A 23,133-nucleotide genomic window follows, 5' to 3' on the forward strand; every position below is an offset into this window, starting at 1 on the left:
AAACGCCTCGCTCAAGTGATTGAGCAAGGCGTTTTTGATTAGGCGTTGACTTCAGTTTTTTGTAAGTATGGTTTCAACGACAAGTGGTGTTCGGCCACGACTTTACGAATCGTACGTGTCTTCGAGCGCATGACGAGTGATGTCGTCTCGACGATATCATCTGTTAAGAATTTGACGCCATCGAGCAACTCACCTGACGTGACACCTGTTGCGGCGAAGATACAGTCATCACTCTTGACGAGGTCGTCGAGCGTGAGGAGTTGGAGCGGATCTTCAATGCCCATCGAGATGACGCGTGCAGATTCTTCTTCATTCATCGGGTGAAGACGGGCCTGCATGTCTCCGCCAAGCGCTTTGACAGCTGCAGCCGTGATGACGCCTTCAGGAGCACCGCCTGTACTGATGAAAATATCAATCGGATTTGTTTTGACGGCAGCTGCGATTCCGGCCGAGACATCGCCATCCTCAAACAATTTGACGCGTGCGCCGACGTTCATGACGGCTTGGCGAAGGTGTTCGTGGCGATCGCGGTCTTGCATGATCACCGTCACTTCTTCAATGCGTTTATTGTTATATTTTGCTGCTTTTTCGATGATCGTCTCGAGTGGTTCATCGAGCGAGACTTTTCCTTTTAAGTTCGGTCCAACGACGAGCTTATCCATGTACATATCTGGTGCGTGGAGGAGGGCACCTTCATCCGCAACAGCGATGACGACCATCGCATCTCCGAGTCCTTTTGCGACAATGGATGTACCTTCGAGCGGATCAACGGCGATGTCGACTTTCGGACCGAACGTCGTACCGAGTTTTTCCCCAATGTAGAGCATCGGTGCCTCATCGAGTTCACCTTCACCGATCACGACCGTCGCATCCATGTTCACTGTTCCGAGAACTTCGCGCATCGCTGACGTAGCTGCGTCATCGGCTTCATTCTTTTGCCCGCGTCCAATCCATTTCGATGATGCGAGTGCTGCGGCTTCCGTTGCTCGTACGATTTCTAATGCTAATTCACGTTCCATAGTGTTGTACCCTCCACGTTATCTCTATTAAATGTGTTATACTTTTTAAGGCTCAAATCCGTTGATTAGTGTATCACATTTTTATAAATGATGTAAATAGGGCAGATTCTTTTCTCCAGAACAAAAAAGGATTAGTATTAACAGCAGGGGGGATCATCATGTATTTTGTGAATAGAGAGAAGATTAATCAGACACTGGAACAAATGGAGACGATGTTAGCACATACGGACCAACTGAGCGGAGATGCGTTTACGGTAGAACTTGCGAAACAACGAATGGCTGTCCTCCTGATAGAAGGGGTCATCGACGTAGGGAACTCGATGATTGACGGATTCATCATGCGAGACCCGGGTAGCTATGAGGATATTGTCGACATTCTGCTCGATGAACGCGTGCTCGATGAGAAGACGGGTAATGCCACCAAGGCGCTCGTCGGATTGCGTGCATACTATGTCCGTGAGTTCGTCGATGCAGACGCATCACGCTTCGATGAATGGGTGAAGACGTCGAAACAAGACTTCACAGCGTTCTCCACGCAAGTTCGTCGCTACTTAGAGGTCGAACTTGGACCAGTGTCCGCATTCTTGCCAGAAAGCGAGTGATTGGATGGAACCGATAAAAGGATATTTGTTTGATTTAGATGGTACGATGTATGCAGGAACAGAGCCCGTTCAAGCTGCTGTCGATTTTGTAAACGAGTTAGAAGCTACGGGCGTCCCATACTTATTCGTCACGAATAACGCCTCGATGACACAACAGCAGATTGCGGATAAGTTGATTTCAATGGGGGCAAATGTGAAGGCAGAAAACGTCTTGACGAGTGCGATGGCGACGGCTTTTTATATTGAGAAGATGTCACCGGGCGCGACCGTCTATATGATTGGCGAAGACGGACTCCGACTCGCCTTAGAATCTCGTGGGTTCCACGTCACGGACGAACCGAAAGCGGACTATGTGGTCATCGGTCTCGACCGTCACATTACGTATGAGAAGTTGGCGCGAGGGGCGATCGCCATTCGTTCGGGAGCCCGATTCATTTCGACGAATGGGGATATCGCCATTCCGACAGAACGAGGGTTTTTACCGGGGAACGGGTCGCTCACATCCGTGTTGACGGTGACGAAAAAAAAGAACCATTCTTTATCGGGAAGCCAGAACCGGTCATGATTGATATTGCACTCGACATGATTGGATTGACGAAAGAGGATGTCGTGATGGTAGGGGATAACTATCATACAGATATTCTATTCGGGATCAATGGGGGAATCCGTACACTTCACGTCAACTCAGGTGTACACGGTCCAGCATTTGTTCAAGAACAAGAAAAACTCCCGACCTATATGGTTGAGAGTTTAAATGAATGGAAGCATGAAAAAAAGGGATGACGAATGTCTCCCTTTTTGCTTAGAATACTTGTTCTACTTCGACGATGCCTGGTACTTCTTCGATGAGCGCACGCTCAATACCGGCTTTTAGCGTGATTGTTGAAGACGGGCAGCTGCCGCAAGCACCCATCAAACGGAGCTTGACGATGCCTTCTTCGACATCAACGAGTTCGACGTCTCCGCCGTCACGAAGCAAGAACGGACGCAATTTATCGAGCACTTCTTGGACTTGATCAAACATTTCCATGGTATCTACCCCTTTCTCGTTCTACTTTATTCTAGCAAGTTTGAGAGTGTTTCTCAATCATTTACGCTGAGCGTTTCGTCATCGGGAGTGGGGAAGATTTTTGTATAATGGTTTCGAGGGGGAATGAATATGAAAATCACGGTTTATGGGGCAGAGGTTCAATGTGCCAGTTGTGTCGGTGCACCGAGTTCGACCGAGACGTATGAGTGGTTGCAAAGTGCGCTCGGACGCAAGTATCCGGAGCAGTCCTTTTCTTTCGAGTATATCGATTTCGAACAGAGTGAGGACGAGTTTGCCCTGGCGCTTAAAGACGATGAATGGTTTTATCCGCTCGTCTTGCTCGACGGAGAAGTGATTGACGAAGGGGTCGTTCAGTTACGAAAAGTGTATGCGGCAATTGAGGCGAAACAAGGATCCGTCAATCATATAAAATAGTGAGCAAGTGGACGAACCATGCGATAGCAAGGTTCGTTTTTTGTTTACCTATAATTCAGAAAAAGATTTTACAACTTTTGTCTCTCGGGCTAAACTGAACATAACTTGTATAAATTTTATAATATTTTGAAAATTAATAAACCTGTTTATTAAAGGAGGACTATTTGATGTTTGCCCGAAAACGAAATATGCCGATCCATTTAGACACCTCGTCCCAAATGGAGCACTTGTTGATCGCACTTCCCGATGAGTTGGAACGACAACGTCAGTTGATTCGTCTCGAACGTGAGGATTTAGCTTATTTACGTGCGTATCAACAGGAATTACGTCAATTGACACCTCGGTTGGTTGATGTGTTTTATGAAGAGCTCGAAAAGATCGACGAGATGAGAGAGTTGATTCGGCAACATTCGTCATCGGACAAATTAAAACTCACTCTTTCTAACCATATAATGGAGATGTTTGAAGGGAAGTTGAATGAAGCATATATCAATCGACGTCTCGCCATCGCCAAACGTCATTATCTGATCGGTCTGAAAGGGAAATGGTATATGGCGGCCTTCCAAAAAATATTCGAGACGCTCGTCTTATCGATTCAACATGAGCAGCTCGATGCGGACTCGAAAATGAGGTTGATGATGGCCGTCTCGAAAATCTTTAACTTCGAGCAACAAATCGTGCTCGAGATGTTTGACGATGAAGCAGACGTCGTTCGTGACCAGATGCAACACGTGAAAGATGAAATCAGTCAAACGATTCAGCAGGCGAGTGAAGATTTGGCTGCCCTCTCACAAGAAGTCATGGCTAGTTTTCAGTCGATGAATGAGCGGGCAGATGATATGAAGCATTCAAGTTCACTCACGCAGACAAAGCTACGGACGGTACTTCACTCTTCAGTGAGTGGGAAAGACACGATTTTGTCGGAGGCGGGACGCCTCGATGAAATCGCGCGTGACCTCTCCGATTCAGCTCAGGAAATCAAGGCGCTCGAAAGATTGATGAATGAGATCATGACGATTGCGGATTCGGTGAAGCAGATTGCCAACCAGACGAACTTGCTGAGTTTGAACGCGGCCATCGAAGCGGCACGGGCAGGCGAGCAAGGGAAAGGGTTCCAAGTCGTCGCTTCCGAGGTTCGGACGCTCGCGAGTCAATCGAAACAAGCTGCGGAAGAGGTGGAGGATTTGGTGAAGCGTCTCACGAATCAGATGGAAGAGACATCGAGCCGCGTCCTTTCGACCGAGCAAGAGATGAAGCAGACGATGGGACGGATCAATCAAGTGACGGATGCCTTCCTCCAGATCTCTGGTGACTCGGAGCATGCTGACGGACAGATGGGGAGCCTCGCTGGTGATATAGATGAGATTGTGGAATCCATTGCCGAACTCAAGCGTGCCACGACCCAGATTGCGACGTCTTCGACACAGCTGATGGATACCGCGCAACGACTATAAGTGGGCAAAAAAAAAAAAAGACGAACCAGGTCGCATAACACGACTTGATTTGTCGATCGACAAGGTCGAGCGATGCGCTCGACTTTTTCGTTTAGAGGAGTTGGAACGATGACGTCGCTGAATCAGCCGTGTAGCCGGTAAGCGTCGCATCAGACTTCACTTGATACGTTCCGCGTTGTGACCAAGAATTCGTCGAGAGTGTGAATGTGATGGCTCCTGATGAATTCGTCTTGCCTGTACCGACAAGCGTCGTACCGTTCGGTTGTGTGACCGTCACACGAACATCGGCGTTTGCGACCGCTTGGCCATTTGAATTTCGTACTGCCGAAGAAATCGAGACGACTTCACCAGCGTAGTAAGAAGACTTCGATGTCGAGACTGTCGTCGTGAGTGCTTGGACAGGTTGCGTCGTACCACCAGAAGTCGGGGATTGGACAAGTCCGTTCCCGAACCATGTGTCGCGACCTGTTGTACCAAGGTCGATGGAGTCTTGCGACAATTTTGTACGGAGTTGTGTGCTCGATAGCGTAGGGAACGCCTGTTTCATGAGTGCGAGGTTACCCGCCACATACGGTGTCGCCATTGATGTTCCGCTCATTTGACCGTAGCCCCCATTTGAGAGGGTCGAGTTGATGCCGACACCAGGTGCTGCCACTTCGACAGTGCTACCTGTCGCCGAGAACGAGGCACGGTTGTTGTTGATATCTGTTGCAGCAACAGCAATTGCCGAACTGTAACGAGCCGGATAGTTGACGAGGTCACCCGATCCATCGGTACGACCATTGTTACCCGCTGCCGCGACGACAAGGATGCCTGCATTATTGGCACGATCGACAACTTGTTGGAGCGTCGTCGATGGACTTGTCGTCCCGAGGCTCAAGTTGATGATATCCATATCATTAGTGATCGACCAGTCAATCCCGGCAACGATACTCGATAAGCTACCACTTCCGTTCGCCTCAAGAGCTTTGACGGCGTATATGCTTGCCTCGTGTGCAATCCCGACTGTTCCGATGCTATTGTTACGTGCACCGATAATCCCGGCTACGTGTGTACCGTGACCATTGTCATCGGCATACGAACTCGTGACCGTGCTAAATGAGGCACCACCAGCGATTGTTAAATCGGGGTGGGGCGAAATCCCTGTGTCGACGACGGATACTTTGACACCTTTCCCTGTGAATCCACTCTGCCAAGATGAAGGAGCTTTTAGTTTAGGAATCCCCCAGTCTTGTGTTTGATTCTCAATCTGTACGATTTGATCCACTTCCACGTGTGCGACGTTCGGGTTATTCTTCAGTCCATTCAAAGCAGCTTTCGGAACTTCGAGTGCTGCTGCAGGAATATTCGAATACTGTTGTTTAACTTCCATGCCTTCAATCGACAGCGGAATTTTCTTTGCCGATTCCTTGAAAACGACGATGACACGTTCTTTCTCTTTGTTTGGGGCGGCATCCGCACCCCCAGGTACGGTTGACAAGACAAGCAATGAGGCGAGGACGGAGCTACAGATTTTTTTCTTTTTGTTTCCTCCTTTAGGGTATGTAGGCAAGATGACGGGATGTCGAACTGCCGTGACCATAGAGTAACAAGTTTTACCAACGTGTAGAATACGCCAATGGCATTAAATATCTGAATATTTAGACAAGGATACAGGGGATTCAGATACAAGACTTTTGACTCAATCGTTAGAAAAATGAATAGAAATAACAGATGAACAAATTAAAAAAGCGAACCAGCCAGAGGCTCGTTCGCAATGTATTCATTTAATGACTTTATGTTTCCAAAGGATACCGGACTTTAATAGTCGGGCTACTTTCCCGGTGAGTGATTGTTTCCCCATAAACACCCCAAAGCCAGCCTTCTTCCCGAGGGAACCGAGCGTCCCTTTCAGTTTGATGTCGGGTAATTCTGGATAATTGATACCTTTCCATTTGCAAAGCAAGACTTGAACGATCTGTTCGGCTTGGGCTTCGGCAAGTTGTCCGGACGGTGCGTACGGTAAGCTCGCATTGTCACCAACGACAAACACGTCCGGCAGTCCAGGAACAAAGTGATGTTCCGTCAATTTGACACGTCCGCCTCCATCGAGCTCCCAACCTTGATTCCGTACAACGGCGACCGGTTGAATCCCGGCCGTCCATACGGTCAGATCAGATGGGAATAAGTCTTCATGGTTCCATAATCCGTCAGCATCGACACGTGTGATGTTCGCATTATTGATGACTTCGACGCCGTGCTCCTCGAACCAAGATTGTACGTACATCGAGACACGATTAGATAAGAAAGACAGAACGGATGGTCCGCGGTCGAATAAACGGACCGTCAAATCAGGCCGGCTCTCACGAAGTTCGCTGGCGAGTTCGACACCAGATAGACCGGCACCGACGACAGAAACGACCGAACCTGGTCGCAGACCGTTGATCGCTTGTTGTGTCTTACGTGACTCTTCCAGTGTTTGAATACTGTACGTGAATTCGGCTGCCCCTTGAACGTTGTGGTATTTGTCTTCGCATCCTAATCCGATGACGAGGTCGTCGTAGGGCACTTTTTCTCCACTCGCTAGCAGAACCATTTTGTCTTCGGTGTCGATGTCCGTGACTTGTCCGTATATGTAATCGATTTCATCCGGAAAGTCGATGCGAATATCGCGGTCCGAGACCGTTCCTGCGGCCAGTGCGTAATACTCAGTTTTCAATCCATGATAAGGCAAGCGATCGACGAGCGTGACCGAGATGTCTTGTAACTGATGTCCAAGTACTCTCTCAATCACACGCATTCCCCCGTAACCGCCTCCTAAGACGACTAATTTGCGCATAATAATCCCCCTTTGTTACTCTTCAACTGTATCATGTTATAATCTGCCGTAGAAGAACCATTTTCCGATAATTCACGTAAAGAAAGACGGTGACATATATGATGAATCCGATCATCGAATTTTGTGCTTCGAATTTGGCGATGGGCTCACAAATTGCCCGGGCTAAATTAGAGTCCGACCCTGATCTTGATGTGGTCGAATATGGCTGTACAGGCTATTGTGGTGTCTGTTCCCTTGATCTCTTTTGCCTCGTAGACGGGGAAGTGGTGACGGGTGAAACACCAGAAGAGCTCGTGACGAAGAAAAAAGAAAAAATCGAAGAGATGGCATGGTAAAAAGTTTGAGGAAATGACCTCGAACTTTTTTATTTCACCCGTTGCATTTTAAAAAGAGGGATGTTATATTCTAAGAGGTTCGAATGTAGGTTGTCTGACGTTTAACAACGATAAAAAGAAAGCGTTTCAAACGGTAGGACACATCTCTTTTCGGGTATGACACATATAATTGGTTTTGTTTAATATGAAAGGAGCACAACATCAATGAAAATCATGAGTGTGGTTGGTATTTTGGCACTAATTGCAATCGCTTACATCTTCTCTACCAACCGTAAAGCCATCAAATGGCGCACGGTCTTGGCAGCGTTCGCTGTTCAATTTGCATTTGCATTCCTCGTCTTATATACGGCATGGGGACGTAAGGCGCTTGAATGGATCTCAAATGGGGTTCAAGCTGTCTTGAACACAGCGGGTGACGGGATTGCCTTCGTATTCGGAACAGCAGTCGGTGGCGACAACTTCGTTTTCGCATTCCAAGTCCTTCCGATTATCATCTTCATGTCATCATTAATCGCATTGCTTTACTACCTCGGCGTCATGCAGTGGGTCATCCGTATCCTCGGTACTGCCCTTGCGAAAGCACTTGGTACGTCACGTAAAGAGTCACTTTCAGCAACAGCGAACATTTTCGTCGGTCAAACGGAAGCGCCGCTTGTCATCAAGCCGTACCTTCCTACAATGACACAGTCTGAGCTCTTCGCAGTCATGGTCGGTGGACTCGCATCGGTTGCCGGATCTGTACTTGCAGGTTATGCAGCACTCGGTGTACCACTCGAATACTTGCTCGCAGCGAGCTTCATGGCAGCGCCAGCAGGTCTCTTATTCGCGAAAATTATCGTACCAGAAACAGAAGAGTACGATGACGACATCGAGATTGTAGAAGATGAAGAAGACAGAGCGGCGAACTTCGTCGATGCAGCGGCACGTGGTGCTTCTGACGGTCTCTTCCTTGCCTTGAACGTCGGTGCGATGCTTCTTGCATTCGTTTCATTGATTGCGCTCGTCAACTTGATCCTCGGTTCAGTTGGTGGACTCTTCGGATTTGATAGCTTGTCACTCGAATTGATTCTCGGTTACGTCTTCGCGCCACTTGCATTCGTGATTGGTGTACCATGGGCGGATGCTGTACAATTCGGTAGCTTCCTCGGTCAAAAACTAGTCTTGAACGAATTCGTTGCATTCTCTGAGTTTGCTCCAATCATCGGTTCTGGTGATTTGTCAGCTCGTACAGAAGCGATGATCGCATTCGCACTTTGTGGTTTCGCAAACATCTCGTCACTCGCGATCCTTCTTGGTGGTCTTGGTGGTATGGCGCCAAACCGTCGTGGTGACATCGCACGCATGGGTGTTCTCGCGATTCTTGCAGGTACGCTTGCAAACTTGATGTCAGCTACATTGGCTGGACTTCTTCTTTAATCGGTATAAGAAAACGCGATCACTTCGGTGGTCGCGTTTTTTTAGTATGAGAAGGATGTATGTATGGTGATGTTTGGCCACTTGGCGGACCAGTTCTTTTGCTGCAACCGCTCCAGATAGATGGGATGATTTGAAGAGTTCGAATCAAAGGGTGGTGTCGGTATAACGTGCATGTTGATCAAGTCGTGAATGCCGTGTGGGGCAGCGAGGATGAGGGAACCATCCGATTGAAGACGTACCCCGATCGCGGTGACGGTCTCAGGAAAATGTGCCAACGCATCGACCGATGAGGCATAGGGTGGAAGGTTGTTGACGTGATGCATTCTCGCTTGATTTTTGACAGACCAATGTACATCGGGGATGAGGCGGAATAATCGCTCTTCGAGTTGTTTTTCGACTGCTTCCTCTGGTTGGTTTGGGTCGAAATAAATCACATCTACATCATCTGTTTTAGTCGATGTTTCGTATCCGTGAAGGTGGTCCCAGACTTTTGAACGAATATATCCTGCACAAATCCAACAATCCGGTAAATCGAGGTTGGCGACGGCGTGGAGAAGCTTTATGAGCTCGGCGTCTTGCTTTAGAAAATGAACCAAATCCTGTTCGTCTGTCATGATGAATACCCCTCCTTACAATATGGAAAAAAAAAGCACCTAGGCAACGCCTAGATGCTCGTATATTGATTATGCTTGAAGTTGTACGCGTTGACGTTCGATCCACGGCTTCAATTTCAAGAAGAGTGGGACGAAGAGCGCGCTGATCAAGATCGCTTTAATCAAGTTGAACGGTAAGATCCCGTAAAGGACAAGATCCGTTTTCACCGCCGGGTCGGCCATGTCTGCCATTCCGAAGAAGAAGGCGTAGGCTGGCAAGATGACGAGATAGTTTAAGATGGCGAGGCTAAGAGCCATTGTGATTGTACCGGCAAGTAATCCAGAAGCGAGTGCTTTGTTTGACTTGCGCTTATGGTAGAACCAGGCAACTGGGTACATGAATGCGACACCTGCGAAGAAGTTTGCGACTTCCCCGACTGGAACGCCGCCACCGTTAAAGACGTAGTACAAGACGTTTTTCAAACCGACGACCACGACTCCTGCGAGTGGGGAAAAGACGATTCCGGCAATGAGTGCAGGAATGTCACTAAAGTCCACTTTAAGGAATGGCGGTAAAAATGGGAGTGGGAAGTTGAATAGCATGAGTACGAACGAGATCGTCCCGAGCATCGCCAAAGTCACCATTGTTGTCAGTCGTTTGTTGCGCGTAGTTTTCATCAGAATCTCTCCTTTAGGTCGCTCCTCGATGAATGGCATCCGTCGCATATAAAAACCCGATTGCAATGAAGACAATCGGGAGAGTTTACGCGCATACGAAAGAGATGTTTTCCGAGGTGGAAAAGTCCACGTCAAAGAAAACATCCGGATATCGGTCGGATGCCGCCATCTTCTCCCATCCAGACTATACTGTCGGCTTTCGAATCTCACGAAATCAGCAAGCAACGCCTTGCTCGCTCACGGGCTGAGAAGAATATATTCTTCAATACCGCCGGTCGGGAATTTCACCCTGCCCCGAAGATGGAACGATTTAATTTTTTTTGTTTTTTTTTAGTTATACAAGATAATCCACAAGATGACAAGTCAATTGACTTGAATTGAAGATATATGAGGAGGAGTTCAGATGATTCATTTAACAGAGTCAGCCGCACTTCAAGTGCTAGAGATGATGAAACAGACGGAACGCCCGGATGCGCAATACTTGCGAGTGAAGGTACAAGGTGGCGGATGTACAGGACTTTCATACGGGATGGGCTTCGACGAGGAGAAGACGGACAAAGACATTCAATTCGACCATCATGGTGTCCGCGTCATCGTTGCGGAAGTGGATCATGGGGTTGTTGATGGCCTCGAGATTGATTACAAGCAGTCGATGCTCGGTGGCGGTTTCACAATTAAAAACCCAAATGCGATTGCAACTTGCGGTTGCGGTTCGAGTTTCCGGACAGCGACGAATGCAGGTACGCCAGGAGAATGCTAAAGAATAAGAACCGATCGCGAGTGCGATCGGTTCTTATTCTTCTTCTGTCAAAATCAACCGAATGACTTTTGCAGTTACGTCGAGTTCGATGTGATGTTGCCAAGGCCGAAAGCCTGTGATTGTACACGTGTCATTCGTGATGCGGAATGAGCAGACACTCTCTTCCTCTTGGTCGAGGACAGAGTAACGACTGAAATCAGATAAGCTCTGATAGATTGCATACTGTGGTGGTAGTTCATACGTCCATCCTTTTTCTAACATGATTTGGTGCATATTCGAGCCCCCTAACAAGTCTTTACTTATTAGAATAGCAAGAATACGTGTAAAAGTGGTAGATTAGTCTGTTTCTTTGAAGGGAAAATGAGTAGGGACGTCATTACAAATGGGAGGATTCAGGGTCATGAGAAAAGTATTGATATTCGGAGGGTCACGCTATTTCGGAAAACGGCTCGCATTGCGACTTGCTGAAGCAGGGGATGATGTGACGATTGTGACGAGAGGGCAACTACAGGTGCCGGAAGCTGAAGGGATTCGGTCTGTCAAAGGAGACCGGCAATCGGTCGCGACGATGAAAGACTTGGCCCGCGAACGTTACGACCTCGTCTATGACAACATTTGTTTTACTCCGTATCAGGCAAAAATCGCCTCGGATGCGTTCATGGACAAAGTCGGGAAATATGTGCTCACGTCGACGATGTCGGTCTACGCCCCTGGTCCTGATTTAAAAGAGAGCGACTTCAATCCGCTCCATTACGAATATCATCTTGAATCCGAACATGACTACGGACAAGGGAAACGCGAGGCGGAATCATTCTTCTTCCATCGCGCCTCTTTCCCGGTGGCGACCGTAAGATTACCGATCGTGTTAGGTCCGGATGACTATACAGACCGATTGAAGTTTTATGTAGATGCAATCCGGAACGAGGAACCGGTTGTCTTGCATCACCCGGAAGCAAAGATGGGCTTCATCTCGAGTGCGGAAGCGGCCGCCTTCTTAGAATGGGTCGGTCGTGCCAATGTGACAGGACCGTTCAATGCGGCGAGTGATGGACTCATCTCGATGGGGGCCTTGATGGAGCGAATCGGTCAACACGTCGGAAAACCCGTCCATATTATAAAAGATGGAGACTCGTCGCCGTATGATTCGGATGTCGACTATTATATGTCGATTGCTGAGGCGAAGAAGGCGGGATTTGTGTTTACGCAACTCGATGACTGGATTGACCGGGTCATCGTTCAAACGATGAAAAGATAAAAAACGCTTCTGTGGATGTGGTCCACAGAAGCGTTTTTGGTTATTTCCCAGCAAATACAGATGTCGAGTGTTGCGGATGACGAGCAGTCGGATCCACGAGCTGTTTCACTTGGTTGATGGCGATTGGGGCTTCACCGAAACCGGTCGCAATCAATTTTACTTTCCCTTCGTATGTCGCGATATCACCGCAAGCGAAGATGCCGGCAACGGTCGTTTCCATACGTGAATCGACACGGATTGTGTTTTTCTCGAATTCCTTTCCCCAGTTCTTGATTGGACCGAGCGATGAAACGAATCCGTAGTTACAAATCAAATCATCGATTTCAACGATTTTTGATTCGCTTTCCTTATCTGTCAATTCGACAGATTCGATGTGTGTCTCACCAGAGAGTGACTCGATGTTGTAAGGCGTAAGGACGTTAATCGTCGATGCCTTCATCTGTTCTACCGTATGTTCATGAGCACGGAAGCGGTCACGACGGTGAACGATGTGTACTTCTTTTGCGATTCCTTCAAGCATGAGTGCCCAGTCGACGGCTGAATCGCCACCGCCGGCAATCATGACACGGCGATCACGGAATTTCTCCATGTTGTCAACAAAGTAATGAAGGTTGGCATAATCTTCGCAGCCATCAAGACCGAGTGGGCGGGCTGAGAAGGCACCGTTTCCGGCTGTGATGATGATGGCTTTCGTGTGATACTCTTCTTTGTTCGTCGTCAATACGAAAGTGCCGTCCTCGAGGCGTTCGACCGTTTCCACCGTTTCACCGAGGCGGTAGTCTTGTTCGAATTGATCGGCCTGAGCTTTTAGTTGATCAATCAAGTCCTGTGCTTTCACTTTCGGGAAACCGGCAATATCATAAATATATTTTTCAGGATAGAGCGTTGATAACTGACCACCGAGTTGCGGTAAGCTTTCAATCAACGTCGTATCGAGTTGGCGCATGCCTGCATAAAATGCGGTGAACAGTCCGACTGGGCCGCCACCGATGATGATTACATCTTTCGTCGTCTTCATCGAATTCCTCCTCAAAGCGTATACATCTATTATAGAGAGTTTATTGAATTAAATCCATTCAGTACAAACATGCAACACTTTCAAAAAAAATTCAAGAAGATAAGCTTTTCCATTGAGAATTCAAATTAAAGAGCGTACAATGAAACAGAAGCAATTGTGAACAGATGTTGAACAAGAATAGGCTTTATTGTGAACGTCTATGTGAAGAAACACACAACATAGTTGTTCAAAAAAACAAAATTTTAAACAAGGTGGAAATGAACATGAAACGACCTAACATTGTTATTCTTGGTGCGGGCTTCGGTGGACTCATCACAGCCGTCAACCTTCAAAAGACACTCGCTGCAGGTGATGCGAACATTACGCTTATCAACAAGCATGATTATCACTACCAAACGACATGGCTTCACGAACCAGCTGCTGGAACGATGAACCCAGACCAAGCACGCATCTACATTAACGATATTGTGAACCCGTCACGTGTGAAACTTGTCAAAGGGATCGTCGATCGCGTCGATACTGCTGCGAAACAAGTTACACTCGAAGATGGTTCAGTTGTCGAATACGACTATGTCGTCATCGGTCTTGGCGGTGTACCTGAAACGTTCGGTATCCCAGGCTTGAAAGAAAATGCGATGACAATCAGCTCGTTGAACAGTGTTCGTAAAATCAAAGAGCACATCGAATATTCATTCGCTCAATATAAAACAAATGGTTCTTCTGACAATTCGTTCGTGACGATCGTTGTCGGTGGTGCTGGATTCACAGGAATCGAATTCCTCGGTGAAATCGTCAACCGGATTCCAGAGCTTTGCAAACAATATGACGTTCCACGCGAAGCGGTTCGCATCGTCAACATTGAAGCAGCACCAACAGTTCTTCCTGGTTTCGACCCAGAACTCACAACGTACGCACAGAAATGGTTGGAACGTAACGGTGTCGAGATGAAACTTGGTAACGGAATCAAAGGTGTCGAGCCAGGTGTGGTGACATTCGGTCCACTTCAAGGTGACACGACAGAAACGATTCGTGCCAACACGATCATCTGGACAGGTGGCGTAAGTGGTAGCCCGATCATCAAAAAATCAGGATTTGAAGCGGTCCGTAACCGTGTCATGGTAGAAGCGGACAACCGTGCACCAGGTCACGACAACGTCTTCATCATCGGTGACTGCTCAGCGGTCATGGATCCTGCATCAAACCGTCCATACCCACCGACGGCACAAATCGCGACACAACAAGCACACAACGTTGCAAAAAACATTGCAGCGCTCATCAATGGAAAATCGACATCGAAGTTCACTTACGAGAGCAAGGGAACGGTCGCTTCACTCGGACATAACGATGGAATCGGAATCGTGATGGGCAAGAAGATCTTCGGTCGCAACGCTTCGTTCATGAAAAAAGTCATCGACAACAAACACTTCATCGAATTGAAAAAGTACGGACTCGTCCTTAAAAAAGGGAAGTTCTAATTTCATGATTGCACAGCTCGTTCTATCTCAGAACGGGCTGTTTTTCTTTCGAAATTGTCATAGGAAGTTCTTTGACCTCGTTGGTCGAAATTTTGTATAATGAAGAGCGGACAAGGGGGGCAATACATGCATATTATCCAAGCAGTCATTGGAGCCGTTTTATATATGACGATTTTTTTCAGTATCGGCTTCATCTTGAATATGTTACTTAAAAAGACATGGACACTTGTGTTCATTTATCCGATTTTTGTCATCATGATGATTGATAATGTCAAACTTTCGAGTTACGTGACCGAGACATCGACCGCGCTTACGAGTGTCTATGAAGGACTCGTCGGGTTGCAACTTCTCGATTTATTCATGCTCGGCTTTGGATTGCTCGGTGCAATTCTAGCTGGTGTGACGATTCGTTTCTTACGAAAGAGCGGTTATTCAATGTTTTAATTGGCGACAGAAATGTTCGCCTTTTTTGTTTTGTCTTTACTTTTTTAGGGCATGAACCGATATACTAGATAGCGAAACGATTTTTAGTAAGGGATGCGATGCGAATGACATTACCGATGTATACGATCAAAAAAGTGTTGAATAATAGCGTTGTCATTTGTCAACATGATACGGATCCGGAAGTCATTCTACTCGGGAAGGGGATTGGCTTTGGAAAAAAACCAGGCGACCTCGTCGACCCGGCCAGCGTCCCGGAGAAAGTGTATCAACTGACAGATAAAGAAGAGCAATCACAATATCAGGAACTCGTCAAACATGTCGACGAGGACTTCATTGCATTCATGCAAGAGATTGTTGGCTTTATTGAGACGAGTACGGGCAAGAAAGTCGATGAGCACATCCATATCGGTTTGACCGATCACTTGTTCTTCACGATGAAGCGAATCGAACAAGGGATGGAAGTGACGAATCCGTTTTTACTCGAGACGGAATCACTTTACCCAAACGAGTTTGCGCTCGCGGAACGGATTGTCGATATGTTCCATGAACGATTGAACGTTTTGCTCCCGGATGCGGAAACAGGGTTTATCGCCCTTCATATTCACTCGGCGACGACGTTCAAAAACGTCCTCGAGGTCAACCGTCATAATCAAATCATCGGGCAAATTGTTCAGACGATTGAGAGTCGTTTGAACGTGAAAATGGACCGGACATCACTCGATTATAAGCGCTTACTTCGGCACTTAAGGTACGCCGTTGAGCGGGTCGCGACAGGTGAGACGGTCGAGGCACCACAAAAAATTGAAAAGGTGTTGCGCGACGAATATCCGCTATGCTATAGTACTGCTTGGGAGCTGATGGGCATCATGGAACGCGAATTAAAGCGTCCCGTCCCACGAGGTGAAGCGACATATTTGACGATGCATCTCCAGCGCCTAACAAGTAGATAAATGATACCACGTGTCTTACGTGTTACTGATTCGATCAGGCATGAGTAAGGAGTGGAACGTTATGTGATGTCTCCATTGGGAGAGGTCTACGTTCTATCCTTATTCATGCCTTTTCTGTTTTTATAAACGTGATTTATGAAAACGTTTAGATACGTCGGTTGTCTGACATCTACGCCGCTATCATATTGTTTATACAAAAAAAAAAAAAGGAGGAAATGTTGATGTTTAAGCAGATCTTTGGTGTTCTTCAAAAAGTCGGTAAAGCACTTATGCTTCCTGTTGCGATCTTGCCGGCAGCCGGTCTTCTTCTTGCATTCGGTAACGCAATGCAAAACCCACAACTTACATCACGCGCTGGTTGGTTAACGAACGAAGGCGTCGTGAAATTCGCTCAATTGATGGAGCAAGCAGGTGGAATCATCTTCTCGAACTTGGCGCTCTTGTTCGCAGTCGGTGTCGCCATCGGTTTAGCAGGTGACGGGGTAGCCGGACTTGCAGCAATCGTTGGATTCTTGATCATGAACAAAGTCATGGGTGTTTGGCTCGAACTCACACCTGAAGTATTGGCACAAGGTGATCCAGCTTACGCGAACGTACTCGGTATCCCAACACTCCAAACAGGGGTATTCGGAGGGATTATCATGGGTCTCATCGCCGCATGGGCCTATAACAAGTACTTCAATATCGAATTGCCACAGTTCCTTGGTTTCTTCGCTGGTAAACGTTTCGTTCCAATCGTAACGGCAGTTGCAGCCGTTGTTGCTGGTTTCGTCCTACTATTAGTATGGCCACCAGTTCAGCACGGATTGAACTCATTCTCAAACTTCATGTTGAATGAAAACCGTACATTCGCAGCGTTCATCTTCGGTTTAATCGAACGTTCATTGATTCCATTCGGTCTTCACCACATCTTCTACTCACCGTTCTGGTTTGAATTCGGTTCATACACAGATGCAGCGGGTAACGTTGTACGTGGTGACCAAGCGATCTTCTTCGCACAAATTCGTGATGGCGCTGAATTGACAGCAGGTACGTTCATGACTGGTAAATTCCCGTTCATGATGTTCGGTCTTCCTGCAGCAGCACTCGCAATGTATCATGAAGCACGTCCTGAGCGTAAAGCGGTTGTCGGTGGTCTCTTGGCTTCTGCTGCCCTTACATCGTTCTTGACTGGTATCACAGAACCAATCGAGTTCTCATTCTTGTTCGTAGCACCACTTCTCTTCGCAGTACACGCAGTATTCGCAGGTCTTTCATTCATGACAATGCACATCTTGAACGTGAAAATCGGGATGACGTTCTCGGGTGGTTTGATCGACTTCTTGCTCTTCGGTGTTCTTCCAGGTCGTACGGCTTGGTGGCTCGTTATTCCAGTCGGTCTCGTGTTCGCGGTTGTTTACTACTTCGGATTCCGTTTCGTTATCCGCAAATTCAACCTTAAAACACCAGGTCGTGAAGATGAAGTTGTTGAACAGTCAACCGCTACTGGTTCGGAACTTGCACAAGATATCCTCGTCGGTCTTGGTGGCTCACAAAACATCAAGCACCTCGATGCATGTATCACACGTCTTCGTGTCGAAGTAAAAGATAAGAACCAAGTCAACAAAGATGAGTTGAAACGCCTTGGTGCATCTGGAGTCCTTGAAGTTGGTAACAACATTCAAGCAATCTTCGGACCACGTTCGGACGCATTGAAATCAGAAATCCAAGCGGTCATCGCTTCAGGTAACGAAAAGAAAGCTAACTAATTGATGACCTAGACCAATCCTTCGGGGTTGGTCTTTTCTTTTTATGTGAAACGGTTTCATCCAAACGTTAGAGGAAAAAAGTAAGTATTCTGACAAAGGAGGGAACCATGATGTGGAAGAAAGTGTTTGGCGTTTTACAACGGGTCGGGAAAGCACTCATGCTTCCGGTTGCAATCTTACCGGCAGCCGGTCTTCTCTTGGCGTTTGGTACCGCATTCCAAAACCCGGACCTCGTTGAATTGCTCCCGTTTCTGGCGAATGACTCACTTGTCCTGATTTGGCAAGTCATGACAGATGCCGGGGACATCGTCTTCGCAAACTTAGGGTTACTGTTTGCCGTCGGGGTCGCGATCGGCCTGGCGAACGGGGACGGGGTTGCTGGTCTAGCAGCCATTGTCGGTTATTTGATCATGAACAAAGTCATTAGCACATGGAATGGGATTACCGCGGAAATCGCTCAAGGTGATCCGCAGTATGCCACCGTTCTCGGTATTCCGACACTCCAAATGGGGGTATTCGGGGGGATTATCGCAGGTCTTGTTGCAGCCTATGCGTACAACAAGTATTTCAACATCAAGTTGCCAGATTTCTTAGGGTTCTTTGCAGGGAAGCGGTTCGTCCCGATTGCGACGGCCGCATTCAGTTTGATTATCGGGATTGCGCTCGCATATATATGGCCACCGATTGGGAATGCGATCAACACGTTCTCAAGTACGGTCATCGAGGCAAACGTTGCCTTATCAGCATTCATCTTTGGATTAGTAGAACGTTCCTTGATTCCGTTCGGTCTTCACCATATTTGGTATTCTCCATTCTGGTTCCAATTCGGGGAGTATACGAACCAAGCCGGTGATCTCGTACAAGGTGACCAGCGGATCTTCTTCGCACAACTGCGTGACGGCGTGGAATTCACAGCCGGTACGTACATGACCGGGAAATTCCCGTTCATGATGTTCGGCTTACCAGCAGCCTGTCTCGCCATGTTCCACACGGTTCCGAAAGAACGGCGGAAAGACGTCGAGGGTCTCTATTTCTCGGCTGCCCTTACGTCATTCTTGACAGGGATCACAGAACCAGTCGAATTCTCATTCGTTTTCGTTGCACCACTTCTCTTCGGAATTCACGCCGTCTTTGCCGGTCTCTCCTTCATGACGATGCATTTACTGAACGTCAAGATTGGGATGACCTTCTCTGGTGGTCTCATTGACTATCTACTCTTCGGGGTCCTGCCGAACCGGACGGCCTGGTGGCTCGTCATCCCGGTTGGTCTCGTCTTTGCGGTCATCTACTACTTTGGATTCCGATTCGCTATTACGAAGTTTGACCTGAAAATTCCTGGACGTGACGTGCAGACTGGCACGAAAGGGGACAAAGCGGGGATTGGGGACGACTTGCCATATGAAGTGCTCGTCGGACTCGGTGGTCCTGAAAACATTAAACATTTAGATGCATGTATCACGCGACTTCGTGTCACCGTCAATGACGTGAAACAAGTGGACAAAGACCTTCTAAAAACGCTCGGTGCCGCAGGTGTCCTTGAAGTGGGAGACAATATCCAAGCCATCTTCGGACCAAAATCGGACACGCTCAAATCACAAATCGCGACCATCATCGAAGGTGGCGAATACAAACCAAAAGAAAAAGTAGAGAAGGCAGTCATTACACCGGAAGCGGCTGAACAAGCCGATCATCGCTTCTTGGCTCCAATGTCTGGTGTCCTGTTATCACTTGATGATGTGCCGGATCAAGTCTTCTCGGGTCGCATGATGGGAGAAGGGTTTGCGATTGAACCAAGTTCCGGACAGGTCGTTTCGCCGGTGACCGGTCAAATCACGACATTCTTCCCGACGAAACATGCGATTGGCATTTTGGCTGACGATGGACGTGAACTATTGATCCACGTCGGTCTCGATACGGTCAACCTGAAAGGGGAAGGATTCACAGCGAGAGTCGAAGAAGGCGCCCGGGTCGAAGCGGGAGACGTCCTTCTCGAAGTCGACCTCAGCGCGATTCGTGATAAAGTGCCGTCACTGATTACACCAATCATTTGGACGAACGGAGACGGAAAAGTCGTCGTCGTACCATTCGGTGAGACGGTCGTCGCGGGTGAAGCGCTCGACTTTAGAGCCGATGACAGAGGACCAGAATAAATGATTACGAGCCGCTCCTATCATGGGGCGGCTCGATTTGTGTAGTTACTTCAATGTGCCTTATTCCGGAAAAGGAGAATCCCCCTTATAGTGAAGGAGAATTCTCACGAAAGAAGGGGTACAAATGAAACAATCCATACAATTGAATCACGGTCAGAAAGCCATTCCTACTATTGGACTTGGCGTCTTCAAAGTTGAAGATGGGGATACAGTCATGGATGCAGTCGTCGAGGCGATTCGTCAAGGATACCGTCATATCGATACGGCAGCCGTTTATGAGAATGAAGAGGGGGTCGGTGACGGAATCCGAAAAGGAATGGAAATCGCAAATATTTCCCGGGATGATTTATTTATCACATCGAAACTATGGAACGCCGATCAAGGTTACGATGCTGCCATCTCCGCCTACGAGGCGTCACTCGTTCGTCTTGGATTGGAACAGTTAGATTTGTATTTGATTCATTGGCCGGTGGAAGACAAGATGGTCGAGAGTTGGCGTGCCCTCGAAACGTTGTATCGAGAGGGACGTGTCGGGGCAGTCGGGGTGAGTAACTTCCAAATCCATCACCTCGAGACATTGGCTGCAAACAGTGACCTCGTTCCAGCCGTGAACCAAGTTGAACGGCATCCGTTGCTTCGTCAAACCGAGTTAGCATCGTATATGAGCGAGCACGGCATCGTACCGGTCGCTTGGGCACCGCTTATGCAGGGAGGGTTGTTCGAAGAGCAGATTTTAGTAGAGGTCGCAAAGGAAGTCGATCGTTCCGTCGCCCAGGTGTTGTTACGGTGGCATCTCCAAACGGGATGGGTGATTATTCCAAAATCCATCAAACCACATCGAATCGCAGAAAACTTCGATGTTCATGACTTTGAATTGACCAAAGATCAAATGGAACGAATCGACTCACTCGACCGATATCAACGTGTCGGTCCGGACCCAGACGATTTTGATTTCTAATGCAGTATATAAAAAAGTCCTTCTCTCGAGTGAGAGAAGGACTTTTGCCATTATTTCTTAATGTCGAACTTTTCGCTAAGGAAGTTTACGACTTCTTCAGCTGTGTCCATGTTGAGGACTTCGTTGACGATTGCTTCTGTTTCCGACTTCGTCAAGCGTTTCACGAGGCTACGCGCACGAAGGACGCTTGAAGCGGACATCGAGAATTCGTCGAGACCAAGACCGAGAAGAATTGGAATCGCGAGTTCTTCTCCAGCCATTTCTCCACACATGCCGACCCATTTGCCAGCTTTGTGTGCTTCAGTGATGACGTTGTGGAGAAGGTTCAAGATGGCAGGGTTGAACGGTTGGTACAAGTAAGAAACTTTTTCGTTCATCCTGTCAGCCGCCATCGTGTATTGAATCAAGTCGTTCGTTCCGACTGAGAAGAAGTCGACTTCTTTTGCGAATTGCTTCGCCATGACAGCGGTTGATGGGATTTCAACCATCATCCCTGTCTCATATTTTCCGACTTCGATTCCTTCTTCTTTCAACTTCGCTTCTTCTTCGAGAAGAAGGGCTTTCGCCGCGCGGAACTCTTCGAGTGTCGCAATCATTGGGAACATGATTGCAAGGTTACCGTGAGCTGAGGCACGGAGAAGGGCACGAAGTTGTGTGCGGAACAAATCTGTTTCCTCAAGGCAAAGGCGGATGGCACGATAGCCGAGGAACGGGTTCATTTCTTTCGGGAGGTCAAGGTATGACAACTCTTTGTCGCCACCGATGTCGAGTGTACGGATGACGACTTGCTTGCCTTCCATGCCTTCAAGAACCGTTTTGTAAGCTGTGTATTGCTCTTCTTCAGTCGGGAACGTTTCAGAGTCCATATATAGGAACTCCGTACGATAGAGCCCGATTGCATCTGAACCGTTTTTCAAAACGCCTTCGAGGTCGTTCGGTGTCCCGATGTTCGCAGCAAGCTTCACTTTGTGACCGTCCGCTGTGATTGACTCTTCGTTGACGAGTTGCTTCAACTCTTCTTTGTACGCTTCAAAATCAGCACGTTTGCCTTCGTATTCTTTGACGAGATCTTCTGAAGGGTTGACGAAGACGTCACCTTCTGTTCCGTCGATGATGACGAGGTCACCGTTTTTGATTTCTTCTAGGGCCACTTTTGTTCCAACTACTGCCGGAATTTCAAGTGAGCGTGACATGATGGCAGAGTGAGACGTACGTCCGCCGATGTTCGTCGCGAATCCTTTGACGTATTTACGGTTAAGTTGTGCCGTGTCTGATGGTGTCAAATCTTCGGCAATGATGATGACTTCTTCTGAAATCGAAGCTGGAGTCACGAATGTCACTCCGAGAATGTGAGCCATGACACGTTTTGTGACGTCACGAACATCAGCTGCACGTTCGCGCATGTATTCGTTATCCATTGATTCGAAAATCATGATCATCGTTTGGGCGACTTCGTCAAGTGCCTTCGCTGCGTTCATGTTTTCGCTTTCAATTTTGTCGTTCACTTGCGATACGATTTCTGGGTCCTCAACGATTAAAAGGTGAGCTGAGAAAATCTCGGCTTTGTCTGGACCGAGCTCACGAAGTGTATGTTCGCGAATGGCTTCAAGCTCCGTTTTAGATTGTGCGATCGCATCGTGGAAGCGAGCCTTTTCTGCAGCGACATCTTCAATCTTGTGTGATGGGATATCGAATGAAGGTGTCTCCATGACGAATGCTTTTGCAACTGCAATTCCTGCAGATGCACCAATACCTTTAATGTGTGACATAAGCGTAGTCCCTCTTTTCAAAGAAATAGTGTACTTTCCTGCCTCGTTACTTCATACCAGAAAAGAAAAAAGAATTAACGAGAACGGAGAAAGTTAAAGTAGCAACGGTCTACGACTAGGGGAAGCCTCGACCAGTCAAATTGGCCTCACTTCACGATGAAGAGAAGCCCGATTGCGTACTTTCTTATCCTATCATAAAATAAAACAACGTCACAACGAGGAGATA

21 protein-coding genes, 2 pseudogenes and 1 riboswitch are annotated in these 23,133 nt (G+C 47.7%); of the genes and pseudogenes, 14 read left to right on the top strand and 9 right to left on the bottom strand.

Features of this window, described 5'->3' with window-relative positions; all coding sequences use genetic code 11:
• Positions 1-38 precede the first annotated feature (38 nt).
• Positions 39-1,019, bottom strand: coding sequence for a class II fructose-bisphosphatase (glpX, locus tag BBB58_RS06885; RefSeq protein WP_074036379.1), 981 nt, complete (start codon positions 1,017-1,019; stop codon positions 39-41).
• A 158-nt stretch (positions 1,020-1,177) separates the two neighbouring features.
• On the opposite strand from glpX, the gene BBB58_RS06890 reads away from it, so the two are divergent.
• Together BBB58_RS06890 and nucF are read left to right on the top strand one after the other, a co-directional pair.
• Positions 1,178-1,621, top strand: a complete 444-nt coding sequence (locus tag BBB58_RS06890) for a DUF86 domain-containing protein (RefSeq protein ID WP_074036381.1) — start codon at positions 1,178-1,180, stop codon at positions 1,619-1,621.
• A gap of 4 nt (positions 1,622-1,625) precedes the next feature.
• A pseudogene (gene nucF / locus BBB58_RS06895) lies at positions 1,626-2,404 on the top strand (5' nucleotidase NucF).
• 19 nt (positions 2,405-2,423) lie between these two features.
• Here the strand turns inward: nucF and BBB58_RS06900 are convergent.
• Entirely contained in the window at positions 2,424-2,651 is a 228-nt protein-coding gene (locus BBB58_RS06900; protein ID WP_012726833.1) for a NifU family protein, read from the bottom strand.
• A gap of 129 nt (positions 2,652-2,780) precedes the next feature.
• On the opposite strand from BBB58_RS06900, the gene BBB58_RS06905 reads away from it, so the two are divergent.
• Positions 2,781-3,086 carry a YuzD family protein gene (locus tag BBB58_RS06905; RefSeq protein ID WP_074036383.1) on the top strand — a complete coding sequence of 102 codons (306 nt, stop codon included), beginning with the start codon at positions 2,781-2,783 and terminating at the stop codon, positions 3,084-3,086.
• A 167-nt stretch (positions 3,087-3,253) separates the two neighbouring features.
• Positions 3,254-4,540, top strand: coding sequence for a globin-coupled sensor protein (locus tag BBB58_RS06910; RefSeq protein WP_074036385.1), 1,287 nt, complete (start codon positions 3,254-3,256; stop codon positions 4,538-4,540).
• A 91-nt stretch (positions 4,541-4,631) separates the two neighbouring features.
• On the opposite strand, the gene BBB58_RS06915 is transcribed toward BBB58_RS06910, so the two are convergent.
• Entirely contained in the window at positions 4,632-6,122 is a 1,491-nt protein-coding gene (locus BBB58_RS06915) for a S8 family serine peptidase (protein WP_244150698.1), read from the bottom strand.
• A gap of 180 nt (positions 6,123-6,302) precedes the next feature.
• The gene (locus tag BBB58_RS06920; RefSeq protein WP_074036387.1) at positions 6,303-7,358 is read right to left on the bottom strand and encodes an NAD(P)/FAD-dependent oxidoreductase; all 1,056 of its coding nucleotides are present in this window, start codon (positions 7,356-7,358) and stop codon (positions 6,303-6,305) included.
• 98 nt (positions 7,359-7,456) lie between these two features.
• Between BBB58_RS06920 and BBB58_RS06925 the strand changes: the two genes are divergently transcribed.
• Together BBB58_RS06925 and BBB58_RS06930 are read left to right on the top strand one after the other, a co-directional pair.
• Positions 7,457-7,693, top strand: a complete 237-nt coding sequence (locus BBB58_RS06925; protein WP_074036389.1) for a YuzB family protein — start codon at positions 7,457-7,459, stop codon at positions 7,691-7,693.
• Between the two features lie 204 nt (positions 7,694-7,897).
• The gene (locus BBB58_RS06930; RefSeq protein ID WP_074036391.1) at positions 7,898-9,109 is read left to right on the top strand and encodes a NupC/NupG family nucleoside CNT transporter; all 1,212 of its coding nucleotides are present in this window, start codon (positions 7,898-7,900) and stop codon (positions 9,107-9,109) included.
• A 41-nt stretch (positions 9,110-9,150) separates the two neighbouring features.
• Here BBB58_RS06930 and BBB58_RS06935 read toward each other — a convergent pair whose 3' ends face one another.
• Together BBB58_RS06935 and BBB58_RS06940 are read right to left on the bottom strand one after the other, a co-directional pair.
• Positions 9,151-9,723: a nucleotidyltransferase family protein gene (locus BBB58_RS06935; RefSeq protein WP_074036393.1), complete on the bottom strand. Its 573-nt coding sequence runs from the start codon at positions 9,721-9,723 to the stop codon at positions 9,151-9,153.
• Positions 9,724-9,792: 69 nt separating this feature from the next.
• Entirely contained in the window at positions 9,793-10,380 is a 588-nt protein-coding gene (locus BBB58_RS06940) for an ECF transporter S component (protein ID WP_012726825.1), read from the bottom strand.
• A gap of 163 nt (positions 10,381-10,543) precedes the next feature.
• Positions 10,544-10,686: riboswitch (FMN riboswitch) on the bottom strand.
• Positions 10,687-10,783: 97 nt separating this feature from the next.
• Here BBB58_RS06940 and BBB58_RS06945 point away from each other — a divergent pair.
• Complete coding sequence (locus tag BBB58_RS06945) at positions 10,784-11,140, top strand: HesB/IscA family protein (protein ID WP_074036395.1); 357 nt, start codon at positions 10,784-10,786, stop codon at positions 11,138-11,140.
• Positions 11,141-11,173: 33 nt separating this feature from the next.
• Here BBB58_RS06945 and BBB58_RS06950 read toward each other — a convergent pair whose 3' ends face one another.
• The gene (locus BBB58_RS06950; RefSeq protein WP_047795133.1) at positions 11,174-11,413 is read right to left on the bottom strand and encodes a hypothetical protein; all 240 of its coding nucleotides are present in this window, start codon (positions 11,411-11,413) and stop codon (positions 11,174-11,176) included.
• Positions 11,414-11,540: 127 nt separating this feature from the next.
• On the opposite strand from BBB58_RS06950, the gene BBB58_RS06955 reads away from it, so the two are divergent.
• Positions 11,541-12,395, top strand: coding sequence for an NAD-dependent epimerase/dehydratase family protein (locus tag BBB58_RS06955; RefSeq protein ID WP_012726822.1), 855 nt, complete (start codon positions 11,541-11,543; stop codon positions 12,393-12,395).
• A 40-nt stretch (positions 12,396-12,435) separates the two neighbouring features.
• Here BBB58_RS06955 and BBB58_RS06960 read toward each other — a convergent pair whose 3' ends face one another.
• Positions 12,436-13,413: an NAD(P)/FAD-dependent oxidoreductase gene (locus BBB58_RS06960; RefSeq protein WP_074036397.1), complete on the bottom strand. Its 978-nt coding sequence runs from the start codon at positions 13,411-13,413 to the stop codon at positions 12,436-12,438.
• Between the two features lie 263 nt (positions 13,414-13,676).
• On the opposite strand from BBB58_RS06960, the gene BBB58_RS06965 reads away from it, so the two are divergent.
• The 6 genes and pseudogenes from BBB58_RS06965 to BBB58_RS06990 all read left to right on the top strand — a co-directional run bounded on the left by BBB58_RS06965 (position 13,677) and on the right by BBB58_RS06990 (position 21,138).
• On the top strand, positions 13,677-14,888 hold the full coding sequence (locus BBB58_RS06965; RefSeq protein ID WP_074036399.1) for an NAD(P)/FAD-dependent oxidoreductase: 1,212 nt from the start codon (positions 13,677-13,679) through the stop codon (positions 14,886-14,888).
• A 126-nt stretch (positions 14,889-15,014) separates the two neighbouring features.
• The gene (locus BBB58_RS06970; RefSeq protein ID WP_047795135.1) at positions 15,015-15,332 is read left to right on the top strand and encodes a YuiB family protein; all 318 of its coding nucleotides are present in this window, start codon (positions 15,015-15,017) and stop codon (positions 15,330-15,332) included.
• A 104-nt stretch (positions 15,333-15,436) separates the two neighbouring features.
• Positions 15,437-16,282, top strand: coding sequence for a glucose PTS transporter transcription antiterminator GlcT (glcT, locus tag BBB58_RS06975; RefSeq protein WP_012726818.1), 846 nt, complete (start codon positions 15,437-15,439; stop codon positions 16,280-16,282).
• Between the two features lie 221 nt (positions 16,283-16,503).
• A pseudogene (gene ptsG, locus BBB58_RS06980) lies at positions 16,504-18,003 on the top strand (glucose-specific PTS transporter subunit IIBC); the annotation flags it as partial.
• Positions 18,004-18,140: 137 nt separating this feature from the next.
• Complete coding sequence (gene ptsG / locus BBB58_RS06985; protein WP_074036401.1) at positions 18,141-20,180, top strand: glucose-specific PTS transporter subunit IIBC; 2,040 nt, start codon at positions 18,141-18,143, stop codon at positions 20,178-20,180.
• Between the two features lie 124 nt (positions 20,181-20,304).
• A complete protein-coding gene (locus BBB58_RS06990; protein WP_074036402.1) occupies positions 20,305-21,138 on the top strand; it encodes an aldo/keto reductase in 834 nt (277 codons plus the stop codon).
• A gap of 50 nt (positions 21,139-21,188) precedes the next feature.
• Here the strand turns inward: BBB58_RS06990 and ptsP are convergent, their stop codons facing one another.
• Positions 21,189-22,907 carry a phosphoenolpyruvate--protein phosphotransferase gene (gene ptsP / locus BBB58_RS06995; RefSeq protein ID WP_074036404.1) on the bottom strand — a complete coding sequence of 573 codons (1,719 nt, stop codon included), beginning with the start codon at positions 22,905-22,907 and terminating at the stop codon, positions 21,189-21,191.
• Positions 22,908-23,133 lie beyond the last annotated feature (226 nt).

Origin of the sequence: Exiguobacterium profundum, from assembly GCF_001909285.1 — a bacterium.
Lineage (GTDB): Bacteria > Bacillota > Bacilli > Exiguobacteriales > Exiguobacteriaceae > Exiguobacterium > Exiguobacterium profundum.